At 40.4% G+C, this 24,311-nt stretch carries 40 protein-coding genes; all 40 read left to right on the forward strand.

All coding sequences use genetic code 11. The features are described 5' to 3' along the window. Positions 1 to 6 precede the first annotated feature (6 nt). Positions 7 to 477: a 30S ribosomal protein S7 gene (rpsG, locus tag BK575_RS27205; protein ID WP_028397313.1), complete on the forward strand. Its 471-nt coding sequence runs from the start codon at positions 7 to 9 to the stop codon at positions 475 to 477. Between the two features lie 95 nt (positions 478 to 572). Further along, positions 573 to 2,651, forward strand: coding sequence for an elongation factor G (gene fusA, locus BK575_RS27210; RefSeq protein WP_078415005.1), 2,079 nt, complete (start codon positions 573 to 575; stop codon positions 2,649 to 2,651). A gap of 123 nt (positions 2,652 to 2,774) precedes the next feature. Further along, positions 2,775 to 3,965: an elongation factor Tu gene (tuf, locus tag BK575_RS27215; protein WP_028397311.1), complete on the forward strand. Its 1,191-nt coding sequence runs from the start codon at positions 2,775 to 2,777 to the stop codon at positions 3,963 to 3,965. A gap of 321 nt (positions 3,966 to 4,286) precedes the next feature. Then, positions 4,287 to 4,595 (forward strand): 30S ribosomal protein S10, encoded by a 309-nt coding sequence (rpsJ, locus tag BK575_RS27220; protein ID WP_028397310.1) that lies wholly within the window; start codon positions 4,287 to 4,289, stop codon positions 4,593 to 4,595. A 38-nt stretch (positions 4,596 to 4,633) separates the two neighbouring features. Beyond that, positions 4,634 to 5,257 carry a 50S ribosomal protein L3 gene (gene rplC, locus BK575_RS27225; RefSeq protein WP_078415007.1) on the forward strand — a complete coding sequence of 208 codons (624 nt, stop codon included), beginning with the start codon at positions 4,634 to 4,636 and terminating at the stop codon, positions 5,255 to 5,257. A gap of 30 nt (positions 5,258 to 5,287) precedes the next feature. Next, positions 5,288 to 5,911, forward strand: coding sequence for a 50S ribosomal protein L4 (gene rplD / locus BK575_RS27230; RefSeq protein ID WP_028397308.1), 624 nt, complete (start codon positions 5,288 to 5,290; stop codon positions 5,909 to 5,911). Then, positions 5,911 to 6,198: a 50S ribosomal protein L23 gene (gene rplW / locus BK575_RS27235; RefSeq protein WP_028397307.1), complete on the forward strand. Its 288-nt coding sequence runs from the start codon at positions 5,911 to 5,913 to the stop codon at positions 6,196 to 6,198. Before rplD ends, rplW begins: the two co-directional genes overlap by 1 nt. A 26-nt stretch (positions 6,199 to 6,224) precedes the next feature. Continuing rightward, positions 6,225 to 7,055 carry a 50S ribosomal protein L2 gene (gene rplB / locus BK575_RS27240; protein WP_078415008.1) on the forward strand — a complete coding sequence of 277 codons (831 nt, stop codon included), beginning with the start codon at positions 6,225 to 6,227 and terminating at the stop codon, positions 7,053 to 7,055. A 57-nt stretch (positions 7,056 to 7,112) separates the two neighbouring features. Then, positions 7,113 to 7,391: a 30S ribosomal protein S19 gene (gene rpsS, locus BK575_RS27245; RefSeq protein WP_028397305.1), complete on the forward strand. Its 279-nt coding sequence runs from the start codon at positions 7,113 to 7,115 to the stop codon at positions 7,389 to 7,391. A 20-nt stretch (positions 7,392 to 7,411) separates the two neighbouring features. Continuing rightward, positions 7,412 to 7,753 (forward strand): 50S ribosomal protein L22, encoded by a 342-nt coding sequence (gene rplV, locus BK575_RS27250; RefSeq protein WP_078415009.1) that lies wholly within the window; start codon positions 7,412 to 7,414, stop codon positions 7,751 to 7,753. 3 nt (positions 7,754 to 7,756) lie between these two features. Next, entirely contained in the window at positions 7,757 to 8,413 is a 657-nt protein-coding gene (gene rpsC / locus BK575_RS27255) for a 30S ribosomal protein S3 (RefSeq protein WP_078415010.1), read from the forward strand. 2 nt (positions 8,414 to 8,415) lie between these two features. Further along, complete coding sequence (rplP, locus tag BK575_RS27260) at positions 8,416 to 8,850, forward strand: 50S ribosomal protein L16 (protein ID WP_028397302.1); 435 nt, start codon at positions 8,416 to 8,418, stop codon at positions 8,848 to 8,850. After that, positions 8,840 to 9,040, forward strand: a complete 201-nt coding sequence (gene rpmC / locus BK575_RS27265) for a 50S ribosomal protein L29 (RefSeq protein WP_028397301.1) — start codon at positions 8,840 to 8,842, stop codon at positions 9,038 to 9,040. The genes rplP and rpmC overlap by 11 nt, the downstream gene beginning before the upstream one ends. 25 nt (positions 9,041 to 9,065) lie before the next feature. After that, complete coding sequence (rpsQ, locus tag BK575_RS27270) at positions 9,066 to 9,329, forward strand: 30S ribosomal protein S17 (protein WP_028397300.1); 264 nt, start codon at positions 9,066 to 9,068, stop codon at positions 9,327 to 9,329. A 49-nt stretch (positions 9,330 to 9,378) separates the two neighbouring features. After that, positions 9,379 to 9,747 carry a 50S ribosomal protein L14 gene (gene rplN / locus BK575_RS27275; RefSeq protein WP_028397299.1) on the forward strand — a complete coding sequence of 123 codons (369 nt, stop codon included), beginning with the start codon at positions 9,379 to 9,381 and terminating at the stop codon, positions 9,745 to 9,747. A 43-nt stretch (positions 9,748 to 9,790) separates the two neighbouring features. Then, entirely contained in the window at positions 9,791 to 10,102 is a 312-nt protein-coding gene (gene rplX / locus BK575_RS27280; RefSeq protein ID WP_028397298.1) for a 50S ribosomal protein L24, read from the forward strand. A 23-nt stretch (positions 10,103 to 10,125) separates the two neighbouring features. Further along, the gene (gene rplE / locus BK575_RS27285) at positions 10,126 to 10,665 is read left to right on the forward strand and encodes a 50S ribosomal protein L5 (protein ID WP_028397297.1); all 540 of its coding nucleotides are present in this window, start codon (positions 10,126 to 10,128) and stop codon (positions 10,663 to 10,665) included. A gap of 34 nt (positions 10,666 to 10,699) precedes the next feature. Beyond that, positions 10,700 to 10,885 (forward strand): type Z 30S ribosomal protein S14, encoded by a 186-nt coding sequence (locus tag BK575_RS27290; protein WP_028397296.1) that lies wholly within the window; start codon positions 10,700 to 10,702, stop codon positions 10,883 to 10,885. A gap of 30 nt (positions 10,886 to 10,915) precedes the next feature. Further along, positions 10,916 to 11,314: a 30S ribosomal protein S8 gene (rpsH, locus tag BK575_RS27295; RefSeq protein ID WP_028397295.1), complete on the forward strand. Its 399-nt coding sequence runs from the start codon at positions 10,916 to 10,918 to the stop codon at positions 11,312 to 11,314. Between the two features lie 31 nt (positions 11,315 to 11,345). Next, entirely contained in the window at positions 11,346 to 11,885 is a 540-nt protein-coding gene (gene rplF / locus BK575_RS27300; protein ID WP_078415011.1) for a 50S ribosomal protein L6, read from the forward strand. A 32-nt stretch (positions 11,886 to 11,917) separates the two neighbouring features. Beyond that, on the forward strand, positions 11,918 to 12,280 hold the full coding sequence (gene rplR, locus BK575_RS27305) for a 50S ribosomal protein L18 (RefSeq protein WP_078415012.1): 363 nt from the start codon (positions 11,918 to 11,920) through the stop codon (positions 12,278 to 12,280). 20 nt (positions 12,281 to 12,300) lie between these two features. After that, on the forward strand, positions 12,301 to 12,801 hold the full coding sequence (rpsE, locus tag BK575_RS27310; RefSeq protein WP_028397292.1) for a 30S ribosomal protein S5: 501 nt from the start codon (positions 12,301 to 12,303) through the stop codon (positions 12,799 to 12,801). A 13-nt stretch (positions 12,802 to 12,814) separates the two neighbouring features. Beyond that, entirely contained in the window at positions 12,815 to 13,000 is a 186-nt protein-coding gene (rpmD, locus tag BK575_RS27315) for a 50S ribosomal protein L30 (protein WP_078415013.1), read from the forward strand. A gap of 32 nt (positions 13,001 to 13,032) precedes the next feature. Next, on the forward strand, positions 13,033 to 13,473 hold the full coding sequence (gene rplO / locus BK575_RS27320; RefSeq protein ID WP_028397290.1) for a 50S ribosomal protein L15: 441 nt from the start codon (positions 13,033 to 13,035) through the stop codon (positions 13,471 to 13,473). Beyond that, the gene (secY, locus tag BK575_RS27325) at positions 13,473 to 14,765 is read left to right on the forward strand and encodes a preprotein translocase subunit SecY (protein WP_078415014.1); all 1,293 of its coding nucleotides are present in this window, start codon (positions 13,473 to 13,475) and stop codon (positions 14,763 to 14,765) included. The genes rplO and secY overlap by 1 nt, the downstream gene beginning before the upstream one ends. A 69-nt stretch (positions 14,766 to 14,834) precedes the next feature. Further along, complete coding sequence (locus BK575_RS27330; protein ID WP_078415015.1) at positions 14,835 to 15,488, forward strand: adenylate kinase; 654 nt, start codon at positions 14,835 to 14,837, stop codon at positions 15,486 to 15,488. Next, entirely contained in the window at positions 15,485 to 16,231 is a 747-nt protein-coding gene (map, locus tag BK575_RS27335) for a type I methionyl aminopeptidase (protein WP_028397287.1), read from the forward strand. Before BK575_RS27330 ends, map begins: the two co-directional genes overlap by 4 nt. 254 nt (positions 16,232 to 16,485) lie before the next feature. Next, complete coding sequence (gene infA / locus BK575_RS27340; protein ID WP_003348578.1) at positions 16,486 to 16,704, forward strand: translation initiation factor IF-1; 219 nt, start codon at positions 16,486 to 16,488, stop codon at positions 16,702 to 16,704. A gap of 37 nt (positions 16,705 to 16,741) precedes the next feature. Next, entirely contained in the window at positions 16,742 to 16,855 is a 114-nt protein-coding gene (gene rpmJ / locus BK575_RS27345) for a 50S ribosomal protein L36 (protein ID WP_003156543.1), read from the forward strand. A gap of 23 nt (positions 16,856 to 16,878) precedes the next feature. Then, a complete protein-coding gene (gene rpsM, locus BK575_RS27350; RefSeq protein ID WP_028397286.1) occupies positions 16,879 to 17,244 on the forward strand; it encodes a 30S ribosomal protein S13 in 366 nt (121 codons plus the stop codon). A gap of 23 nt (positions 17,245 to 17,267) precedes the next feature. After that, positions 17,268 to 17,657: a 30S ribosomal protein S11 gene (rpsK, locus tag BK575_RS27355; RefSeq protein ID WP_078415016.1), complete on the forward strand. Its 390-nt coding sequence runs from the start codon at positions 17,268 to 17,270 to the stop codon at positions 17,655 to 17,657. Positions 17,658 to 17,848: 191 nt separating this feature from the next. Next, positions 17,849 to 18,793, forward strand: coding sequence for a DNA-directed RNA polymerase subunit alpha (locus tag BK575_RS27360; protein ID WP_028397284.1), 945 nt, complete (start codon positions 17,849 to 17,851; stop codon positions 18,791 to 18,793). A 29-nt stretch (positions 18,794 to 18,822) separates the two neighbouring features. After that, on the forward strand, positions 18,823 to 19,185 hold the full coding sequence (gene rplQ, locus BK575_RS27365; protein ID WP_078415017.1) for a 50S ribosomal protein L17: 363 nt from the start codon (positions 18,823 to 18,825) through the stop codon (positions 19,183 to 19,185). A 133-nt stretch (positions 19,186 to 19,318) separates the two neighbouring features. Then, positions 19,319 to 20,158, forward strand: coding sequence for an energy-coupling factor ABC transporter ATP-binding protein (locus tag BK575_RS27370; RefSeq protein ID WP_078415018.1), 840 nt, complete (start codon positions 19,319 to 19,321; stop codon positions 20,156 to 20,158). Next, positions 20,134 to 21,003 (forward strand): energy-coupling factor ABC transporter ATP-binding protein, encoded by an 870-nt coding sequence (locus BK575_RS27375; RefSeq protein WP_078415019.1) that lies wholly within the window; start codon positions 20,134 to 20,136, stop codon positions 21,001 to 21,003. Before BK575_RS27370 ends, BK575_RS27375 begins: the two co-directional genes overlap by 25 nt. Next, the gene (locus BK575_RS27380) at positions 21,000 to 21,797 is read left to right on the forward strand and encodes an energy-coupling factor transporter transmembrane component T family protein (RefSeq protein ID WP_078415020.1); all 798 of its coding nucleotides are present in this window, start codon (positions 21,000 to 21,002) and stop codon (positions 21,795 to 21,797) included. Before BK575_RS27375 ends, BK575_RS27380 begins: the two co-directional genes overlap by 4 nt. A gap of 24 nt (positions 21,798 to 21,821) precedes the next feature. After that, positions 21,822 to 22,565, forward strand: coding sequence for a tRNA pseudouridine(38-40) synthase TruA (gene truA, locus BK575_RS27385; protein ID WP_078415021.1), 744 nt, complete (start codon positions 21,822 to 21,824; stop codon positions 22,563 to 22,565). A 163-nt stretch (positions 22,566 to 22,728) separates the two neighbouring features. Beyond that, entirely contained in the window at positions 22,729 to 23,166 is a 438-nt protein-coding gene (gene rplM, locus BK575_RS27390) for a 50S ribosomal protein L13 (RefSeq protein ID WP_028397278.1), read from the forward strand. 20 nt (positions 23,167 to 23,186) lie between these two features. Further along, positions 23,187 to 23,579 carry a 30S ribosomal protein S9 gene (gene rpsI, locus BK575_RS27395; RefSeq protein ID WP_028397277.1) on the forward strand — a complete coding sequence of 131 codons (393 nt, stop codon included), beginning with the start codon at positions 23,187 to 23,189 and terminating at the stop codon, positions 23,577 to 23,579. Positions 23,580 to 23,814: 235 nt separating this feature from the next. Beyond that, positions 23,815 to 24,258: a YbaK family protein gene (locus BK575_RS27400; RefSeq protein WP_078415022.1), complete on the forward strand. Its 444-nt coding sequence runs from the start codon at positions 23,815 to 23,817 to the stop codon at positions 24,256 to 24,258. Positions 24,259 to 24,311: the final 53 nt, after the last annotated feature.

Below are 24,311 nucleotides of genomic sequence, written 5' to 3' on the forward strand. Positions count from 1 at the left end.
AATCAAATGCCACGTAAAGGACCTGTTGCAAAGCGTGACGTTTTACCGGATCCGATTTACAATTCTAAACTTGTAAGCCGTCTTATCAATAAAATGATGATTGATGGTAAGAGAGGTAAAGCTCAAGAAATTCTTTATAATGCATTCGATATCGTTAAAGACCGTACTGGTAAAGAGCCAATGGAAGTATTCGAACAAGCTCTTAAAAACATTATGCCTGTATTAGAAGTTAGAGCACGTCGTGTAGGTGGTTCTAACTATCAAGTACCTGTAGAAGTTCGTCCAGAGCGTCGTACTACTCTTGGTCTTCGTTGGTTAGTAAACTATACTCGCCTTCGCGGTGAAAAGACGATGGAAGAGCGTTTAGCGAACGAGATTTTAGACGCAGCTAACAACTCTGGTGCTTCAGTTAAAAAACGTGAAGACACACATAAAATGGCAGAAGCAAACAAAGCGTTTGCTCACTACCGTTGGTAATATAATATATTATTTAGAGCTGTTAGGATATTTATGCTTAACAGCTCTGAAAATAAAACTAACCTAATACTTAACAATGGAAGGAGAAAGACCCCATGGCTAGAGAGTTCTCCTTAGCAAACACTCGTAATATTGGGATCATGGCTCATATTGATGCTGGTAAAACAACAACAACTGAGCGTATCCTTTACTACACTGGCCGTATCCACAAAATTGGTGAAACTCATGAAGGAGCTTCACAAATGGACTGGATGGAGCAAGAGCAAGAGCGTGGTATTACAATCACGTCTGCTGCGACAACTGCTCAATGGAAAGGCCACCGCGTTAACATCATCGATACACCGGGACACGTAGACTTCACAGTAGAAGTTGAACGTTCTTTACGTGTACTTGATGGTGCTGTTGCTGTGCTTGATGCACAATCAGGTGTAGAACCGCAAACTGAAACGGTTTGGCGTCAAGCAACAACTTACGGGGTTCCACGTGTCGTGTTTGTTAATAAAATGGACAAAATCGGCGCGGATTTCTTGTACTCTGTAAAAACAATTCACGATCGTTTAGGGGCAAATGCTCATCCAATACAATTACCTATTGGTGCTGAAGATCAATTCGAAGCTATCATCGATTTAATTGAAATGAAAGCTGTTTTCTACGGCAACGACTTGGGTACTGATATTGAAGTTCGTGACATTCCAGAAGAGCATCAAGAAATTGCAGAAGAATACCGTGCAAAATTAGTTGAAGCTGCAGCTGAACTTGATGAAGAATTGATGATGAAGTATCTTGAAGAGGGAGAGCTTACAACTGATGAGTTGAAAGCTGCTATCCGTCAAGGTACAATCAACGTTGAATTCTTCCCGGTTATTTGTGGTTCAGCATTCAAAAACAAAGGCGTTCAGCTTATGTTAGATGCTGTAATCGACTATTTACCTGCACCGGTTGATGTTCCTGCAATCAAAGGTACTACACCGGATACAGAGGAAGAAGTAACTCGTGAATCTAGCGATGAGGCTCCGTTCTCAGCTTTAGCATTCAAGGTTATGACAGATCCTTATGTTGGGAAATTAACATTCTTCCGTGTGTACTCTGGTGTATTAAACTCTGGATCATACGTGCAAAACTCTACAAAAGGTAAGCGTGAGCGTGTAGGTCGTATCCTGCAAATGCATGCTAACTCTCGTGAAGAGATTTCACAAGTGTATGCAGGGGATATCGCTGCAGCTGTAGGTCTAAAAGATACTACAACTGGTGATACTCTATGTGACGAGAAGAGCCTTGTTATCTTAGAGTCAATGGAATTCCCAGAGCCTGTTATCTCATTATCTGTTGAGCCTAAATCAAAAGCTGACCAAGATAAGATGACAACGGCTTTACAAAAGCTTCAAGAAGAAGACCCGACTTTCCGTGCGGAAACAAACCAAGAGACTGGACAAATTATCATCTCTGGTATGGGTGAGCTTCACCTTGATATTCTCGTTGACCGCATGCGTCGCGAATTCAAAGTAGAAGCAAACGTTGGTGCTCCTCAGGTAGCGTACCGTGAAACATTCCGTACTTCAGCTGAAGTTGAAGGTAAATTCGCTCGCCAATCTGGTGGTCGCGGTCAATACGGTCACGTATGGATCGAGTTCTCACCAAATGAAGAGGGTAAAGGATTTGAATTTGAGAACGGTATCGTAGGTGGAACAGTACCTCGCGAATACATTCCTGCAGTTCAAGCTGGTCTTGAAGATGCAATGGGTAACGGTGTATTAGCAGGGTATCCGTTAATCGACGTTAAAGCTCGCTTATTCGATGGTTCTTACCATGATGTAGACTCCAGTGAAATGGCGTTTAAAATTGCTGCGTCTATGGCTCTTAAAAATGCTGCGAAAAAATGTAACCCAGTCATTCTTGAGCCAATGATGAAAGTGGAAGTAGTTATTCCGGATGAGTACTTAGGTGACATCATGGGTGACATCACTTCTCGTCGTGGACGTGTAGAAGGTATGGAAGCACGCGGTAACGCTCAAGTTGTACGTGCATTCGTTCCACTTTCTGAAATGTTCGGTTACGCAACTGCATTACGTTCAAACACGCAAGGCCGTGGAACATATTCTATGCACTTCGATCATTATGAAGAAGTACCGAAATCTATTTCAGAAGAAATTATCAAAAAAAATAAGGGTGAATAATTGATTTTCATCTTTTATTGAAGTATAACTACTTATGTAAGTTGTGAAAATGACATCGTTTCGCTTTCGCAGCATCATAATACATTCATTATACTAACTTGAAAAATTAAGGAGGATTTTCGGATGGGTAAAGAAAAATTCGACCGTTCAAAAACACATGCTAATATCGGCACAATTGGTCACGTTGACCATGGTAAAACTACATTAACAGCTGCTATCACTACTGTACTTGCTAAGCGCAGTGGTAAAGGTGCAGCTATGGCTTATGATATGATCGACGCTGCTCCAGAAGAGCGTGAGCGCGGTATCACAATCTCAACTGCACACGTTGAGTATGAAACTGAAAATCGTCACTATGCACACGTTGACTGCCCAGGACATGCTGACTATGTTAAAAACATGATCACTGGTGCTGCTCAAATGGACGGCGGTATCTTAGTAGTATCTGCTGCTGATGGCCCAATGCCACAAACTCGTGAGCACATTCTTTTATCTCGTCAAGTAGGTGTTCCTTACCTTGTTGTATTCTTAAACAAATGTGACATGGTAGATGACGAAGAGTTACTAGAATTAGTAGAAATGGAAGTTCGTGACTTACTTTCAGAATATGATTTCCCTGGTGACGATGTACCAGTAATCAAAGGTTCTGCTCTTAAAGCTCTTGAAGGCGAAGCAGAGTGGGAAGAAAAAATCGTTGAACTTATGGCTGCTGTAGATGACTACATCCCAACTCCAGCTCGTGATACTGAAAAACCATTCATGATGCCTGTTGAGGACGTATTCTCAATCACTGGTCGTGGTACAGTTGCTACTGGTCGTGTTGAGCGTGGTGTAGTTAAAGTTGGTGACGTAATCGAAATCATCGGTTTAACTGAAGAGCCAAAATCAACTACAGTAACAGGTGTTGAAATGTTCCGTAAGCTTCTTGATTATGCAGAAGCTGGAGATAACATCGGTGCATTACTTCGCGGTGTAGCTCGTGAAGACATCCAACGTGGACAAGTACTTGCTAAACCAGGTACAATCACTCCACATACAAAGTTCAAAGCTGAAGTTTATGTTCTTTCTAAAGAAGAAGGTGGACGTCACACTCCATTCTTCACAAACTACCGTCCTCAGTTCTACTTCCGTACAACTGATGTAACAGGTATTTGCCAACTTCCAGAAGGCGTAGAAATGGTTATGCCTGGAGACAACATCGAAATGACAGTTGAACTTATCGCTCCTATCGCAATTGAAGAAGGTACTAAATTCTCAATCCGTGAAGGCGGCCGTACAGTAGGCGCTGGCGTAGTAGCAACTATCCAAGAGTAATCTAGGATATAAAAAAGAGCGGGATCAAATCCTGCTCTTTTTTTGTTATTTATACATGAAAGAATTAGTAAAAACATTCCATTTAGATATTTCCTTGCAAAATACATAGAACTTATATATAATGTAAAAAGTGCGCAACATTAATAAATTAAAAATTAGTGTTGCATTGCGAGCCCATTTTTAGTATAATAAAAATGTTGGTCTTTGACTGCGATGATATGGAAGGTTGCTGACACACCCGGCCGCTTTGCCATGGCGAGTGTGAGGAAATTTCCATGGAGAATGTCTATTAGAGAAATAGGCGATAAAGGAGGGAAAATAATGGCAAAAGAAAAAATTCGCATCCGATTAAAAGCGTATGATCACAGAATCCTTGATCAATCTGCTGAGAAAATTGTTGAAACTGCAAAACGCTCAGGTGCTGCGGTATCTGGTCCAATCCCATTACCGACTGAGAAGTCAGTTTACACGATCTTACGTGCGGTTCATAAATATAAAGATTCTCGTGAGCAATTCGAAATGCGCACTCATAAACGTTTAATCGATATTGTGAATCCAACTCCACAAACAGTTGATTCATTAATGCGTTTAGACTTACCGTCTGGTGTAGATATCGAAATTAAACTTTAATTTAAATAAAAAGCAAACAATTTTAGGAGGTGTGACTAATGACCAAAGGAATCTTAGGAAGAAAGATCGGTATGACTCAAGTATTTGCTGAAAACGGCGAGTTAATTCCAGTAACAGTAATTGAAGCGGCTCCAAACGTAGTTCTTCAAAAGAAAACTGTTGACACTGATGGATACGAAGCAATCCAAATTGGTTTTGAAGATCTTCGCGAGAAGTTATCAAACAAACCAGCTAAAGGACATGCTTCTAAGGCAAATACTACTCCTAAGCGCTTCGTTCGTGAACTTCGCGGTGCTAGTGAGTATGAGGTTGGTCAAGAAGTCAAAGTTGATATTTTCGCGGAAGGCGACATCATTGATGTAACAGGAATTTCAAAGGGTAAAGGTTTCCAAGGTGCAATTAAACGCCACGGACAATCTCGCGGACCAATGTCTCACGGTTCTCGTTACCACCGTCGTCCTGGTTCAATGGGACCTGTTGCTCCAAACCGTGTATTTAAAGGTAAAAAGCTTGCTGGTCGTATGGGCGGAGAGCGCGTTACAGTTCAAAACTTAGTTGTTGTTAAAGTTGACACAGAGCGTAATCTTTTATTAGTAAAAGGTAATGTACCTGGTGCTAGAAAAGCTTTAGTAGCAGTTAAGGGTGCGGTTAAATCAAGATAATAATTTTTTCAAGAAAGGAGGAAATAACCAATGCCTAAAGTAGCATTGTATAACCAAAACGGTCAAAACGTTGGTGAAATCGAATTAAACGATGCCGTATTTGGTATTGAACCAAACAAACATGTACTTTTTGAAGCGGTAGTTATGCAACGTGCAGCTATGCGTCAAGGTACATCTAAAGTAAAAACTCGTTCTGAAGTAAGAGGCGGTGGACGTAAGCCATGGCGCCAAAAAGGTACTGGTCGTGCTCGTCAAGGATCTATCCGTTCTCCACAATGGCGTGGCGGTGGTACAGTATTTGGTCCGATTCCTCGCAGCTACAGCTATAAAATGCCTAAAAAGGTTCGCCGTTTAGCAATTAAATCGGCTTTATCTTCAAAAGTTCAAGAGAATAACATTTTAGTTCTTGAAGCTTTGGCCTTCGAAGCTCCAAAAACAAAAGAGATGGTGGCGGTTCTTAAGAACTTATCAGTAGACCGCAAAGCTCTAATCGTAACTGGCGATGTGAACGATGCTGTTGCATTATCAGCTCGCAACATTCCTGGTGTGACTGTTGTCCCAGCTACAGGTTTAAGTGTGTTAGATGTTCTTAACCATGACAAACTTGTAATTACGAAAGATGCGGTTGAAAAAGTAGAGGAGGTGCTTGCATAATGAAAGATCCTCGTGATATTATTAAGCGCCCCGTAATTACTGAACGTTCAACTGACTTAATGACTGAAAAAAAATATACGTTTGAAGTTGACGTAAAAGCTAACAAAACTCAAGTTAAAGATGCGATTGAAAAGATCTTTGACGTAAAAGTTGAGAAAGTTAACGTGATGAACTATAAAGGTAAATTCAAACGTGTAGGTCGTTATAGCGGTCTTACAAATCGTCGTCGTAAAGCAGTTGTTACATTAACTCAAGACAGCAAAGAAATCGAATTCTTTGAAGCTTAAGTCTAATAGAGAAGGAGGGAATACACATGGCGATTAAAAAGTATAAACCAACCTCAAATGGTCGTCGTGGCATGACAGTTTCTGATTTCGCTGAAATCACTACTGATAAGCCAGAGAAATCATTGCTTGCGCCTTTACACAGAAAAGGCGGACGTAATAACCAAGGTAAATTAACTGTTCGTCACCAAGGTGGTGGACACAAGCGTCAATATCGCATCATCGATTTCAAACGCGATAAAGATGGAATACCAGGACGCGTTGCTACAATCGAGTATGATCCAAACCGTTCTGCTAACATCGCATTAATCAACTATGCAGATGGTGAAAAACGTTACATCCTTGCTCCTAAAAACTTGAAGGTTGATATGGAGATTATGTCAGGTTCAGAGGCTGACATTAAAGTAGGTAACGCTCTTCCGTTAGCTAACATTCCAGTGGGTACTGTCATCCACAACATCGAATTAAAACCAGGTAAAGGTGGACAATTAGTTCGCTCTGCAGGTACATCTGCACAAGTACTTGGTAAAGAAGGTAAATACGTATTAGTACGTTTAACTTCTGGTGAAGTACGCATGATTCTTGCTACTTGCCGCGCTTCTATCGGTCAAGTTGGTAATGAGCAACACGAATTAATCAACATCGGTAAAGCTGGTCGTTCTCGTTGGTTAGGTATCCGTCCAACAGTTCGTGGTTCTGTAATGAACCCTAACGATCACCCACACGGTGGTGGTGAAGGACGCTCTCCTATCGGACGTAAGTCACCAATGACTCCTTGGGGCAAACCAACTCTTGGATTCAAAACTCGTAAGAAGAAAAATAAATCAGACAAATTTATCGTTCGTCGTCGTAAAAAATAACGGGATTGAACTACGGTTCAATCGAACCGTAGAACAATCACGAAGGGAGGTTCAATCATGGGTCGCAGCTTAAAAAAAGGACCTTTTGTCGATGGTCATTTAATGAACAAAGTTGAGAAATTGAATGAAACTGAAGGCAAACAAGTTATCAAAACTTGGTCTCGCCGTTCAACGATTTTCCCTCAATTTATTGGTCATACTATTGCTGTATACGATGGTCGCAAACACGTTCCTGTTTATGTTACTGAAGACATGGTAGGTCACAAACTAGGTGAATTCGCACCAACTCGTACTTACAAAGGTCACGCAAGTGATGATAAGAAAACAAGACGCTAATTATGAGAGGAGGCATTCAAATGCAAGCTAAAGCTGTTGCTAGAACAGTTCGTATTGCTCCTCGTAAAGTTCGTTTAGTGGTGGATTTAATTCGAGGAAAGCAAGTAGGTGAAGCTGTATCTGTTCTTCGCCTTACCAATAAAGCTGCTTCTCCAGTCGTGGAGAAAGTATTAAAGTCTGCGATTGCTAACGCAGAACACAACTACGAAATGGACGTTAACAGTCTAGTTGTTACTGAAGCGTTTGTGGATGAAGGTCCAACTTTAAAACGTTTCCGTCCACGCGCTATGGGACGTGCGAGCCAAATTAACAAACGCACAAGCCACATTACGATTGTGGTATCAGAAAAGAAGGAGGGATAATCAGTGGGTCAAAAGGTAAATCCAATTGGTTTGCGTATCGGGGTTATTCGTGATTGGGAATCTAAATGGTACGCTGAAAAAGACTACGCAGATTTATTACACGAAGACTTAAAAGTCCGTGAATATATCACAAAACGCTTAAACGATGCGGCTGTTTCTAAAGTAGAAATCGAGCGTGCTGCAAACCGTTTAAACATCACTGTCCACACAGCTAAGCCAGGCATGGTTATTGGTAAAGGCGGTACAGAAGTGGAAGCACTTCGTAAAGCACTTAATCAATTAACTGGCAAGCGTGTTCATATCAACATCGTTGAAATTAAAAGAGCGGATTTAGATGCTAAATTAGTTGCTGACAATATTGCACGTCAACTTGAAAATCGTGTATCTTTCCGTCGTGCACAAAAACAAGCGATCCAACGCTCAATGCGTGCTGGCGCACAAGGTATCAAAACAATGGTATCTGGCCGTTTAGGTGGCGCTGATATCGCTCGTTCTGAACATTATAGTGAAGGTACTGTTCCTCTTCATACTCTTCGCGCTGACATTGACTACGGTACAGCTGAAGCTGATACAACTTACGGTAAGCTTGGCGTAAAAGTATGGATCTATCGTGGAGAAGTTCTTCCTACTAAGAAGAAAACTGGGGAAGGAGGAAATTAATTATGTTAATGCCAAAACGCGTTAAATATCGTCGTGAACACCGCGGTAAGATGCGTGGTCGTGCAAAAGGCGGCGCTGAAGTACATTTCGGTGAGTTCGGTTTACAAGCTTTAGAAGCTTCTTGGATTACTAATCGTCAAATCGAGTCTGCGCGTATTGCGATGACACGTTACATGAAACGTGGCGGTAAAGTATGGATTAAAATCTTCCCTTCTAAGCCTTACACAGCTAAACCACTAGAGGTGCGCATGGGTTCCGGTAAAGGTGCTCCTGAAGGATGGGTAGCAGTAGTTAAACCTGGTAAAGTAATGTTTGAAATTGCTGGTGTATCTGAAGAGATCGCTCGTGAAGCATTACGCTTAGCAGGTCATAAATTACCAGTTAAATGCAAATTCGTAAAACGCGAAGAAATTGGTGGTGAATCTAATGAAAGCTAATGAAATTCGTGATCTTACCACTGCTGAAATTGAACAAAAAGTCAAAGCTTTAAAAGAAGAGTTATTCAACCTTCGCTTCCAGTTAGCTACTGGCCAATTAGAAAACACTACACGTATCCGTGAAGTGCGCAAATCGATCGCTCGCATGAAAACTGTTGTTCGTGAAAGAGAGATCGCTGCTAGCAAATAATATAGTCTGAAGGGAGGCTTTCAGAATGAGTGAACGCAATCAACGCAAAGTTTACACAGGTCGCGTAGTATCTGACAAAATGGATAAAACGATCACTGTTCTTGTAGAAACGTATAAAAAGCATTCTTTATACGGCAAGCGCGTTAAGTACTCTAAAAAGTTCAAGGCTCATGATGAGAATAATGAAGCTAAAATGGGCGACATCGTAAAAGTTATGGAAACTCGTCCGTTATCTGCTACTAAACGTTTCCGTCTAGTAGAAGTTGTAGAAAAAGCTGTTATTATCTAATGAATCTAATGATCGGATAGAATGATAAATCCGAAGGGAGGTTTCATGCATGATTCAACAAGAATCTCGTTTAAAAGTTGCCGACAACTCTGGTGCACGTGAAGTATTAACAATCAAAGTGTTAGGTGGATCTGGACGTAAAACTGCTAACATCGGTGATGTTATCGTTTGTACAGTGAAACAAGCAACACCAGGCGGCGTTGTTAAAAAAGGTGATGTTGTTAAAGCGGTAGTTGTTCGTACGAAAAGTGGTATGCGCCGTAAAGACGGTTCTTACATTAAGTTCGATGAGAATGCTTGCGTAATCATCCGTGATGACAAAGGCCCACGTGGTACTCGTATCTTTGGACCAGTTGCACGTGAATTACGCGACAACAACTTCATGAAAATCGTTTCTTTAGCTCCAGAAGTTCTGTAATCATATAAAATTTTAGATAGCCTTTTAAGGAGGTGCGACTAGGATGCATGTTAAAAAAGGTGATAAAGTAATGGTTATCTCTGGTAAAGATAAAGGTAAACAAGGCGTTATCCTTGAAGCTTTCCCGAAGAAAGACCGTGTACTTGTTGAAGGTGTAAACATTGTGAAAAAACACTCTAAACCTTCTCAAATCAACCCACAAGGTGGAATCATTAATAAAGAGGCACCTATCCATGTATCTAACGTAATGCCATTAGATCCTAAAACTGGTGAACCGACTCGCGTTGGTTACAAAGTGGAAGATGGCAAAAAGGTACGTGTAGCAAAAAAATCTGGTGAAATTTTAGATAAATAATGTAATGAAAGGAGGTACAAAAGATGAACCGCCTCAAAGAAAAGTACGTTAAAGAAATTACACCTGCTCTAATGAGCAAGTTTAACTATAAATCAGTGATGCAAACTCCAAAGATCGAAAAAATCGTTATCAACATGGGGATTGGTGATGCAGTTCAAAATGCGAAAGCTCTAGACGTTGCTGTTGAAGAGTTAGCAACATTTACTGGTCAAAAACCAATCGTTACTCGTGCGAAAAAATCTATCGCAGGTTTCCGTCTTCGTGAGGGTATGCCAATTGGTGCGAAGGTTACATTACGCGGTGAGCGCATGTATGAATTCTTCGATAAATTAGTATCAGTTTCTCTTCCACGTGTACGTGACTTCCGTGGAGTATCTAAAAAATCTTTCGACGGACGCGGTAACTATACTTTAGGTATTAAAGAGCAAATCATCTTCCCTGAAATCGATTATGATAAAGTAACGAAAGTGCGCGGTATGGATATCGTAATCGTTACAACTGCAAACACAGATGAAGAAGCTCGTGAATTATTAACACAATTCGGTATGCCGTTCCAAAAGTAATGTACTGCCAACGTTAAGCAGAGGAGGCGAGAATGTGGCTAAAAAATCAATGGTTGTGAAACAAAAGCGTGAACCAAAGTTTAAAGTGCAAGCGTACACTCGTTGTGAACGCTGCGGACGTCCGCACTCTGTAATCCGCAAATTTAAACTTTGCCGTATCTGTTTCCGAGAACTTGCTTACAAAGGTCAAATTCCTGGTGTTAAAAAAGCTAGTTGGTAAAACCCAAGAGTGGGAAGGAGGTAAAATCACATGGTAATGACTGATCCAATTGCAGATATGCTTACTCGCATCCGTAATGCGAACATGGTGCGTCATGAGAAAATTGAAATTCCAGCATCAAACATCAAAAAGCAAATCGCAGAAATTCTTAAACGTGAAGGTTTTGTTCGTGATGTAGAATACATCGAGGACAACAAACAAGGTATCATTCGTATTTTCTTAAAATACGGTGCAAACAATGAGCGTGTAATCACTGGTCTTAAGCGTATCAGTAAACCTGGTCTACGCGTATATGCTAAATCTACTGAAGTACCTCGCGTACTTAACGGTTTAGGTATTGCAGTTCTTTCTACTTCTCAAGGTGTGTTAACAGACAAAGAAGCTCGTCAAAAACAAGCGGGCGGAGAAGTATTAGCATACATTTGGTAATCATTTTTTAAAGTGAACGGAGGTGTAAAGTATGTCACGTGTTGGTAAAAAACCATTAGAAATTCCTGCTGGCGTTACATTTACAAACAATGACAACACTGTAACTGTAAAAGGTCCAAAAGGTGAATTAACTCGTACATTCCATCCAGATATGGAAATCAAAGTAGAAGATAACGTAATCAACGTAGCTCGTCCAAGCGATCAAAAAGAGCACCGTGCATTACACGGTACAACTCGCAGTGTTTTAGGTAACATGGTTGAAGGTGTTACTAAAGGCTTCGAGCGCGGCTTAGAGCTTATCGGGGTAGGTTACCGTGCACAAAAGCAAGGTAACAAAGTTGTATTAAGTGTCGGTTACTCTCATCCAGTAGAGATCGTACCTGAAGCAGGTATCGAAATCGATGTTCCAACTCAAACTAAACTTGTTGTTAAGGGTATCGATAAAGAACGTGTTGGCGCAGTAGCTGCAAACATTCGTGACGTTCGTCCGCCAGAGCCTTACAAAGGTAAAGGTATTCGTTATGAAGGCGAATATGTTCGTCGTAAAGAAGGTAAAACTGCTAAGAAGTAATGCCGCTTAGGTAGAAGAAAGGAGTGACCAAAATGATTACGAAAGCTGATAAAAATGTAACTCGTAAGAAAAGACATGCTCGTGTTCGTGCAAAATTATCTGGAACAACTGTACGTCCTCGTTTAAACGTATACCGTTCTAACCAACACATTTATGCACAAATCATTGATGATGTTAATTCTGTAACAATCGCAAGTGCTTCTACTATGGATAAGGAATTATCTTTAGAAGGTACTAGCAACGTAGATGCTGCTCAAAAAGTAGGCGAGTTAGTTGCTAAGCGTGCGGTTGAAAAAGGAGTTAAAGAAGTAGTATTTGATCGTGGCGGTTATTTATATCATGGTCGTGTAAAAGCTCTAGCTGATGCTGCTCGTGAAGCTGGGCTACAATTTTAATCGCAAAAGGAGGGAAAAAGATGCGTCGTATTGATCCAAGCAAATTAGAACTTGAAGAGCGCGTAGTTACTATTAACCGCGTAGCTAAAGTTGTTAAAGGTGGTCGTCGTTTCCGTTTCGCTGCTCTTGTAGTAGTAGGCGACAAAAATGGTCATGTTGGTTTCGGAACTGGTAAAGCGCAAGAGGTACCAGATGCGATCCGCAAAGCTATTGAAGATGCGAAGAAAAACTTAATCACTGTACCTATGGTTGGGACTACAATCCCTCACGAAGTGATCGGACAATTTGGTGCAGGTGAAATCTTCATGAAGCCGGCTTCTGAAGGTACTGGGGTTATCGCTGGTGGTCCGGTTCGTGCGGTATTAGAACTAGCTGGCGTAAGTGATATCCTTTCTAAATCTTTAGGATCTAACACACCAGTCAACATGGTTCGAGCTACTATCGAAGGTCTAACGCAGTTGAAGCGTGCTGAAGATGTTGCAAAGTTACGTGGTAAGACTGTAGAGGAACTGTTAGGATAAGGAGGGAAAACAAATGGCGAAAAAATTAGCAATTACCCTCACTCGTAGCGTGATTGGTCGTCCAGAAGATCAACGTGTAACTGTTCGCACTCTTGGCTTACGCAAGATGCACCAAACAGTTGTACTTGAAGATAATGCAGCGATTCGCGGTATGATTAATAAAGTTGCTCACTTAGTAACTGTTAAAGAACAAGACTAAGGATACAATGTTACTATAAGGAGGTGCTCCGCATGAAACTTCATGAGTTAAAACCAGCTGAAGGTTCTCGTAAAGAACGTAATCGTGTAGGTCGTGGTATCGGTTCTGGTAACGGTAAAACTTCAGGTAAAGGTCATAAAGGTCAAAACGCTCGCTCTGGTGGTGGCGTAAGACCAGGATTCGAAGGTGGTCAAACTCCTTTATTCCGTCGTTTACCTAAACGTGGTTTCACTAACATCAACCGTAAAGATTTCGCGATCGTGAACGTAGATACATTAAATCGCTTTGAAGATGGTACTGAAGTAACTCCAGAATTATTGATTGAAACTGGCGTAGTTAGCAATGCTAAAGACGGCATCAAAATTCTTGGTAAAGGTACTTTAAGTAAAAAGTTAACTGTTAAAGCTAACAAATTCTCCTCTACTGCTAAAGAAGCGATTGAAGCTGCAGGCGGTAAAACTGAGGTGATTTAATGTTTCAGACAATCTCCAATTTTATGCGCGTGGGTGATATAAGAAACAAGATTATATTCACCTTACTAATGTTAATTGTCTTTCGTCTAGGTACTTTTATTCCGGTACCAAGCGTTAACACCGATGTGTTAAAGCTCCAAGATCAATTTAATGTTTTTGGAGTTTTAAACACGTTTGGTGGAGGTGCTTTACAAAACTTCTCAATTTTTGCGATGGGCATTATGCCGTATATCACAGCTTCCATCATTGTTCAGTTATTGCAAATGGATGTTGTGCCTAAATTTACGGAATGGTCAAAGCAAGGGGAAGTTGGACGCCGTAAATTAGCTCAGTTTACCCGCTATAGTACAATTGTGCTTGGATTTATCCAAGCATTGGGTATGTCTATAGGGTTTAATAATTTATCTGGTGGACAATTAATTGAAAATCCTGGAATTCCAACGTACCTCTTAATTGCTACAGTACTAACAGCAGGAACTGCTTTTTTAATGTGGTTAGGTGAGCAGATCACTTCAAAAGGTGTCGGGAACGGAATTTCCATTCTTATCTTTGCGGGGATTGTTGCTGGAATTCCAACCACAGTTAATCAGATTTACGCGCAGCAATTTGAGGATGTTGGAGAGCAATTGTTTATCCGAATTGTAACGGTTATTCTAATTGTTCTAGCGATCTTAGCAGTTATTGTTGGTGTTATTTTCATCCAGCAGGCTCTAAGAAAAATTCCAATTCAATATGCAAAAAAAGCAGCTGGCAACAATGTTGTTGGAGGTCAGTCTACTCATTTACCGTTAAAAGTAAATGCAGCTGGGGTTATTCCTGTTATTTTTGCAGTTTCATTTATCATCACTCCACCAACAATTGCATCGTTTTTTGGATCAAATGATGTGACGGATTGGATTGAGAAAACGTTTGATTATACGAAACCTGTTGGTATGGTAGTTTATGTTGCTCTGATCATCGCTTTTTCTTATTTCTACACGTTTGTTCAAGTGAATCCTGAACAAGTGGCTGAGAATTTGAAGAAGCAGGGCGGCTACATCCCGGGTATACGTCCAGGAAAGAACACTCAAGAATATCTAACAAAGATTTTATATAGATTAACCTTAGTCGGTTCTCTATTCCTTGCAGCCATTTCTGTTCTTCCTGTCTTCTTTATCCAAATCGCTGACTTACCGCCTTCTGCTCAAATCGGTGGAACAAGTTTGTTAATTGTTGTTGGTGTTGCGCTTGAAACAATGAAACAGCTTGAGAGTCAGTTAGTAAAACGCCATTATAAAGGGTTTATTAAATAAGGGAGTTTAGTGGGAGGCAGTCTTTGCTTTCCATTAAACTGATATAAGAGACTGAGGGGGAGAATTTAAATGAATTTAGTTTTAATGGGCCTTCCTGGTGCTGGGAAAGGTACACAAGCTGAACGAATTGTAGAAAATTACGAAATCCCTCATATCTCAACAGGAGATATGTTCCGAGCTGCAATGAAAGAAGGAACACAACTAGGGTTAGAAGCTAAGTCTTATATAGATAAGGGCGAGCTTGTTCCAGATGAGGTAACAATCGGTATCGTTCGTGAACGTCTATCGAAAGCTGATTGTGAAAAAGGTTTCTTGCTTGATGGGTTCCCAAGAACAGTAGCTCAAGCAGAAGCGCTGGAGCAAATGTTAGAAGGACTAAATCGTAAAATTGATTATGTGATTAATATTGATGTAGACCAAAGCATTTTAATGGATCGTTTAACAGGTCGCCGCATCTGTAAAGAATGTGGGGCAACTTACCATTTAGTGTTTAATCCGCCGGCTCAAGAAGGCGTATGTGACAAATGTGGCGGAGAGCTTTATCAGCGTGCAGATGATAACAGCGAAACGGTTGCGAACCGATTAGAAGTAAATGTAAAGCAGTCAAAACCTTTACTGGATTTCTATGAAACGAAAGGCTATTTACGCAATATTAACGGTGATCAAGATATCAACGTTGTATTTGAAGATATTCGCGCATTACTTGGGGGCTTAAGTAAATGATCATTTGCAAAACTCCTAGAGAAATCGCAATTATGCGTGAGGCCGGGAGAATTGTTGCTTTAACTCATCAAGAGTTAAAGAAGCATGTTCAACCAGGTATCACGACAAAAGAATTGGATGTAATTGCCGAAAAGTTTATTCGTGAACATGATGCAATTCCATCTTTTAAAGGTTATAATGGATTTCGCGGCAGTATATGTGCTTCTGTAAACGAAGAATTGGTACATGGTATTCCTGGAAGCCGAAAGCTAAAGGATGGCGACATCATCAGCATTGATATTGGAGCTAAGTATAACGGTTATCACGGTGATTCAGCTTGGACTTATTCAGTAGGGAACATTGATGAGGAAACTCAAAAGCTGTTAGAAGTAACAGAACAATCCCTTTACAAAGGATTAGAGCAGGCTAAACCTGGAGATCGTTTATCAAATATTTCCCATGCTATTCAAACATTTGTAGAAGCTCATAACTTTTCAATTGTAAGGGAGTATGTTGGTCATGGTGTAGGCCAAGACTTACATGAAGATCCGCAAATTCCACATTATGGTCCACCGAATAAGGGACCTCGCTTGCGTCCGGGAATGGTTCTTGCAGTTGAGCCGATGGTAAACGCCGGCAGCCGTTATGTCAAAACATTGGCAGACGACTGGACTGTCGTCACTGTAGATGGTAAAATGTGCGCGCACTTCGAGCATACTATTGCAATAACTGAAACGGGCTATGAAATTTTAACGACACTGTAATTAGTTTAAATATAGAAAATCAGTCTCTATCTCTATCCATTCCTCATTAGATAAAACTGGGCAGTATGCGGTAATTATCTAAATTCACGATGATCGTTTCGTCTGAATTGCTTCGAAAATGGTAAAGATGTATATTACAAACGTGATTCATCTTGAATTTAATGATTCCGAATCTCCGAATGTTGAGAACAGGTTGTAGATATCTAAAGATAAATGAATATATTACTTGTTCATAAAGAAAGGAGAGCAATTTGATGGCGAAAGACGATGTAATTGAAGTGGAAGGCACTGTTGTTGAGACTTTACCAAACGCAATGTTCAAGGTAGAATTAGAAAATGGTCATACAGTGCTTGCTCACGTTTCTGGTAAAATTCGTATGCACTTCATTCGTATCTTACCAGGTGACAAAGTGACCGTTGAATTATCACCTTATGATTTGACACGTGGTAGAATTACGTACCGATTTAAATAAAACCTATGCACTCCGTACTATCAAGGAGGTATGAACAATGAAGGTCAGACCATCGGTTAAACCGATTTGCGAAAAATGCAAAGTTATTCGCAGAAAAGGTAAAGTAATGGTTATTTGTGAAAACCCTAAACATAAACAAAAACAAGGCTAATAACAAGGAGGTGCACATTTTACATGGCACGTATTGCTGGTGTTGATATTCCGCGTGACAAACGCGTTGTAGTATCACTAACTTATATTTTTGGTATTGGTCGCTCAACTGCTGAGAAAGTGTTGGCAGAAGCTGGCGTATCTGAAGATACACGCGTACGCGACTTAACAGAAGAAGAATTAGGTAAAATCCGTGACATCGTTGACCGTTTAAAAGTTGAAGGTGATCTTCGTCGTGAAGTATCTCTTAACGTAAAACGTTTAATCGAGATCGGTTCATTCCGTGGGATTCGTCATCGTCGTGGTTTACCGGTTCGCGGTCAAAATACGAAAAACAATGCTCGTACACGTAAAGGCCCACGTCGTACAGTAGCGAACAAGAAAAAATAATTAGTAAAGGAGGTTCTTGACCTATGGCACGCAAAACTAATACACGTAAACGTCGTGTTAAAAAGAGCATTGAATCAGGTATTGCTCACATTCGTTCAACTTTCAATAACACTATCGTAACAATTACAGATGTTCATGGTAACGCTGTTGCTTGGTCTAGTGCTGGTGCACTTGGATTCAAAGGCTCTCGTAAATCTACACCATTCGCTGCGCAAATGGCTGCAGAAACTGCTGCGAAAGCATCACAAGAACATGGTATGAAAACTCTTGAAGTAACTGTTAAAGGACCTGGTGCTGGTCGTGAAGCTGCTATCCGTGCACTTCAAGCTGCTGGTTTAGAAGTTACAGCTATTAAAGATGTAACTCCAGTTCCACATAACGGTTGCCGCCCGCCAAAACGTCGTCGTGTATAATTAATTAATCTGTATAAAATTTGTATCTTTGTCTATAATGGGATAGGTACAGTCTGTTTTATACAGAGAAGTTCATTGATTTGTTGTGCACATTCGGGAACTGTCTAATAGGGAATTTCGGTTAGACAATTGAGCAGAGGCTCATTCGTTGTCTAGCCGGGGTTTCGACGTTTTGAAGGAGGGTTTAAGAAATGATAGAGATTGAAAAGCCAAAAATCGAAACGGTAGAAATCAGCGATGATAGAAAGTACGGTAAATTCGTCGTCGAACCACTTGAGCGTGGATATGGTACTACTTTGGGTAACTCCTTACGTCGTATCCTATTATCCTCACTCCCTGGTGCCGCTGTAACATCTATTCAGATAGATGGTGTATTACACGAATTTTCGACAATACCTGGTGTTGTAGAAGACGTAACCAACATTATCTTAAATGTTAAGAAATTAGCATTAAAAATTTATTCTGATGAAGAAAAGACGTTAGAAATTGATGTTCAGGGCCAAGGTGCCGTAACAGCTGCCGACATTCAAGCTGATAGTGATGTTGAGATTTTAAATCCTGATCTTCACATTGCTACATTGGAAACGGATGCGCATTTACGTATAAGATTAACAGCTAAAACGGGTCGAGGCTATAGTCCGGCAGATTCAAACAAACGTGAAGATCAACCAATTGGTGTCATTCCAATTGACTCTATCTATACACCTGTTACACGCGTTTCTTATTATGTAGAGAATACACGTGTAGGACAGATGACAAACTATGATAAATTGACGCTTGATGTTTGGACTGATGGAAGCATTGAGCCAGAAAAAGCTGTAGCGTTAGGTGCTAAAATCTTAACAGAGCATCTTAACATCTTTGTTAACTTAACAGATGAAGCGCAAAAAGCAGAGATTATGGTCGAAAAAGAAGAGGATCAGAAAGAGAAAGTTCTTGAAATGACGATTGAAGAACTTGACCTATCTGTCCGTTCATATAACTGTTTAAAACGTGCTGGTATCAATACTGTACAAGAGTTAGCAAACAAAACAGAAGAAGACATGATGAAAGTTCGTAACTTAGGACGGAAATCATTAGAAGAAGTAAAAGCAAAGCTTGAGGAATTAGGCTTAGGCTTACGCAAAGATGACTGATTAGTATTCAACAAAGGAGGGGACCTCACATGGCATACCGTAAATTAGGTCGTACAAGTGCTCAACGTAAAGCACTTCTTCGTGATTTAACGACTGATTTAATTATCAATGAGCGCATTGAGACAACTGAAGCTCGTGCGAAAGAGCTACGTTCAACTGTAGAAAAAATGATTACTTTAGGTAAGCGTGGAGATTTACATGCTCGTCGTCAAGCTTCTGCCTTCATCCGTAATGAAGTGGCAAATGAGGAAGCTGGACAAGACGCTTTACAAAAGTTATTCACTGACATCGCACCTCGTTATGAAGAGCGTCAAGGTGGATACACTCGTATTTTAAAAGTTGGACCTCGTCGCGGAGACGGTGCTCCAATGGTAATCATTGAGCTAGTTTAATAATTGGGTACTATTACAAGGGCGTGACAGTTCAGAAATTGTCTAGCCCTTTTTTTATTTATTTTTCATATTGGTTATAGTAGAGTAGAGAATAATATAGGGATTTCCTTGAAGAGTTGAGAGGAGGATAGCCTTGATAGATACAATATTGGAAGTTGACAACTTATGTTTTCGTTATAGAGAAGATGCCGACTGGGCGCTTCAGAACGTTTCCTTTTCCGTTAAAAAAGGGGAATGGTTTGCTATTGTAGGACACAATGGTTCCGGAAAATCAACTATGGCCAAAATCTTAAATGGTTTATTAATACCCCAACAAGGCAGAGTGACCGTTCGTGGTTTTGCATTGTCAGAAGAAACAATCTGGGATATCCGAAAAGAAATTGGCATGGTGTTTCAGAACCCGGATAATCAGTTTGTAGGAGCAACGGTTAAAGACGATGTAGCATTTGGTTTGGAGAATAACGGAATCGCGACAGAAGAAATGATTCCAAGAGTAGAAGAAGCCATTAACCTAGTGGACATGTCTGGTTTCGTGGATCACGAGCCTCATCATCTTTCAGGGGGGCAAAAGCAACGGGTAGCTATTGCCGGGGTAATCGCTGTTCAGCCATCTATTATTGTACTGGATGAAGCAACATCAATGTTGGATCCAATAGGAAGAAAAGAAGTTCTGGAAACAGTGCGCCGTTTAAAAGAAGAAAGGAATTTGACCATCATTTCTATTACACATGACTTAGAAGAGGTAGCAGCCGCTGATCGTGCTATTGTCATGAATAAGGGACGTTTATTCGCTGAGGGAACACCGGAAGAGGTATTTGCTCTGGGGAAGAAATTGACAGAGATAGGGCTTGATTTGCCTTTTGCTGCTAAATTGAGCCAATCGCTGCAGAACGCAGGCCTCTCCGTATCTAAAATTCATATCACAGATGAGGGTTTGGTGAAAGACTTATGGACATTGTACTCAAAGATGTAGAACATCGTTATCAGCCAAATACACCGTTTGAGAAGCTTGCTTTATATGATCTGAACTTAGATATTCCTTCCGGTCAATTCGTGGCGATAATCGGCCATACGGGGTCTGGCAAATCAACGATTATCCAACACCTCAACGCTTTATTAAAGCCTACTTCAGGGACAATTACAATTGGTAATCGAGTCATCGAAGCTAAACGTAAAGAGAAAGATTTAAAATCTATTCGAAAAAAGGTTGGAATTGTTTTTCAGTTTCCAGAACATCAATTGTTTGAAGAAACGGTAGAAAAAGATATTTGCTTTGGTCCTATGAACTTTGGTGTAACAGAAGCAGAAGCGAAGAAAAAAGCGAATGAAATGATAAAACATGTCGGGTTATCTGAAGATATTTTACAACGTTCTCCTTTCGATCTGAGCGGTGGGCAAATGCGCCGTGTAGCTATAGCTGGTATTTTGGCTATGGAACCTAAAGTTCTTGTACTGGACGAGCCTACTGCGGGATTGGATCCAAGAGGACGCGAAGAAATTATGGAGATGATTGCAAGCCTTCATCAATCCAAACGTTTAACGATTATTTTAGTAACCCACAGTATGGAAGATGCTGCCCGATTCGCTGACCAGATTGTGGTCATGCATAAAGGAACCATTGCTATGAGGGGGACACCTAAAGAGGTTTTTAGTTCGTATGAAGAACTGCATCAATACGGTTTAGACATTCCAGAATCTTTAAAGTTTATGAAAAAGATAGAGGAAAATTTAGGTGTTCATTTTTCAGAACCTGCTGTTACATTTGAAGAAGCGGTTCTTCAATTACAGAATTTGTTGGCAAAGGATGAGGGATCGTGATGAATGGAATGATTATTGGGAAATACGTACCGGGAAATTCCCTCATACATCGCATGGATCCTCGAGCGAAGCTCCTTATCGTTTTTTTCTACGTGCTCGTTGTATTTTTAGCCAATAACCTTTATGGTTACGCAGCGTTAGGTCTTTATGCACTCACAGCCCTAATAGCGAGCCGTGTTCCATTGCGATTTATATTAAATGGATTGAAGCCGGTACTCTTTATTATTGTTTTTACATTTATTCTTCATATATTGATGACCAAAGAAGGAGAGTTGCTCTTTCAATGGGGATGGTTCTCTATGTATAAAGGGGGCCTTCTGCAAGGCGTGTTCATTTCACTGCGCTTTTTCTTTTTAATCTTAATTACAACACTTCTAACGTTAACAACGACACCCATTCAAGTCACAGACGGGATAGAGAGCTTACTGCACCCCTTTAAAAGGTTCCGTTTTCCAGTCCATGAGCTTGCCCTCATGATGTCCATCTCGTTGCGTTTTATCCCGACTCTGATGGATGAAACTGAAAAAATTATGAAGGCACAGGCAGCAAGGGGAATTGAATTTTCAAGCGGCCCTTTAAAAGAACGTTTGCAAGCCGTCGTACCTCTCCTTGTACCATTATTTATTAACTCTTTTAAGCGTGCTGAGGAATTGGCCATCGCGATGGAGGCAAGAGGTTATAAAGGGGGAGAAGGGCGGACCAAATTTCGGCAGCTGCAGTGGAGTGCTCTGGATTCCTTTATGTTGGTCGTCCTTGTTTTATTAGCTATTGTTTTATTTTTCATCCGCTCTTAACTTTTTTGATGTGGTGATAAAATCATGAAACGATTAAAATGTATAATTTCCTATGATGGTACTCACTTTTCAGGCTACCAAGTTCAGCCGAATCAAAGAACGGTTCAAGGAGATTTTGAAGAAGTACTCAGAAAAATGCATAACAGCCAATCGGTTAAAATCCATGCTTCCGGCCGTACCGATGCTCATGTTCATGCGTATGGGCAGGTCATCCATTTTGATACATCTTTAAATATCCCGACTGATCGCTGGAAAAAAGCGTTAAATTCATTGTTACCAGAAGATATATGTGTGCGAGAGGTACAGTCCGTATCTCCGGATTTCCATGCCCGTTTTGATGCTGTATCCAAGGAATATCGCTATAAAATTATCAAGTCTCAAGAGAGGGATGTATTCCAGCGCCATCATGCGTACCATTTTCCATACGGCCTTGATTATGCAGCGATGAAAGAGGCCAGTCAATATGTAATCGGTACTCATGATTTTACCAGTTTCTGTTCAGCTAAAACGGAAGTAGAAGACAAGATAAGAACGATATATAACATTGAGTTTTTTGAAGAAAATGATGAGCTTGTTTTCCGATTTATAGGAAATGGATTTTTGTATAATATGGTACGCATTTTAGTGGGAACGCTGCTTGATGTGGGGCAAGGAAAAATAAAATCAGTGGAAATGAAAAAAATTTTAGAGGCTCAATCAAGAGAGATGGCAGGTAAAACAGCCCCGGGACACGGGCTTTATTTATGGCAAGTGCACTATGACAACTAAACCTGGTGTATAATTTTTCTTGACATTGTCTTCACAAACATTTAATATATCATATGTTATGGTATTTTAACCCCACGGTTAGCCCCGGAAATTAATCGTGTTGAAAATAGAGGTTGAAATTCAGTTTTTTGGATTTTATTGATAAAATTTAGGAGGGAAACTCATGCGTACAACTTTCATGGCTAAAGCGAACGAAGTAGAACGTAAATGGTACGTTGTAGACGCTGAAGGTAAAACTTTAGGTCGTCTTGCAAGCGAAGTCGCTTCAATCTTACGCGGTAAACATAAACCAACTTATACACCACATGTAGACACTGGTGATCATGTAATTATTCTTAATGCTTCAAAAATCGAATTGACAGGTAAAAAATTAACTGACAAAATTTATTACCGTCACAGCCAACACCCAGGTGGTTTGAAACAACGTACTGCTTTAGAAATGCGTACAAACTACGCTGAAAAAATGCTTGAACTAGCTATTAAAGGAATGCTTCCAAAAAATAGCTTAGGTCGTCAAATGTTCAAAAAATTACATGTGTATGCTGGCGCTACACATCCACATGAAGCTCAAAAACCAGAAGTTTACGAACTTCGCGGATAATCAAAGAGGAGGGAATCACTTTGGCACAGGTACAATATTACGGCACAGGCCGTCGTAAAAGCTCTGTTGCACGTGTACGTTTAGTACCAGGTAACGGACGCATTGTTATTAACGATCGTGAAATTGAAAACTATATCCCATTTGCTGCATTACGAGAAGTTGTAAAACAACCTCTTGTTGCAACTGAAACTACAGGTAGCTACGATATCTTAGTAAACGTAAAAGGTGGCGGATATACTGGTCAAGCTGGCGCTATTCGCCATGGTATTGCTCGCGCTTTACTACAAGCTGACCCTGAGTACCGTTCAACTTTAAAACGTGCTGGTTTATTAACTCGTGACGCTCGTATGAAAGAACGTAAAAAATACGGTCTTAAAGGCGCTCGTCGTGCACCTCAGTTCTCAAAACGTTAATTACGATTTTCAAAACCTCGGCCATTTGGTCGAGGTTTTTTTATTTCTAGAAAACTGGAGCTTTTTAAAAGCTTCAGTTTTTTTCTAGTATGAAGATTTTGAATGCTTCTCTCGACTAAACAAGTACTTGAACGGGTTTTGTTCCCCTCATATTTTGCCAGTGGAACTTTCGAAGGAGAAACGCATGAGAAAAAGAAACACGTAAAAAATAGGGGAAAGGGGGCGCTAGGTTATTATGAGCATTGTAACAAGCTTAAAGGACAAAAGAAGAGAGAAACAGATGAGCTATGAGCGAAAAATGCTGCGGGAGTTATCCTTGGATGTTCTTCGAAAAAAAATAAGGGCCTATTTTGAACCTTTATTTTCAAGAGACAAGGAGTGGAAAATGTCATTGGAAGAAGGGTGTATGGATATTGCGATAGAAGCCTTTTTACTAGGAGCGCATTTTAGCCGTTTCGGCTTTTATGGGGAATCCTTACACCTTGTGAAAAAAAGGTGTAAGGAAGAGGAAAAGCTTCTGATTGATGCTTTATACGATTATTTGTGTTTTTGGTCGCCATTGGGTGATAGGGATTTTTATCAAGAGAGCATTTATTATACATGTGAACAATACGTACAAGATTGGTGGGAAGAAGGCTTTCAAAAAGGGGAAAAACGATATCGTTTACGTCTTCATTAAAAACTAATCATAAATCCCTTTCTTGTCCCATATAGAGATAATAGGACAGGGCA

The organism is Priestia abyssalis (assembly GCF_002019595.1).
Lineage (GTDB): Bacteria > Bacillota > Bacilli > Bacillales > Bacillaceae_H > Bacillus_BA > Bacillus_BA abyssalis.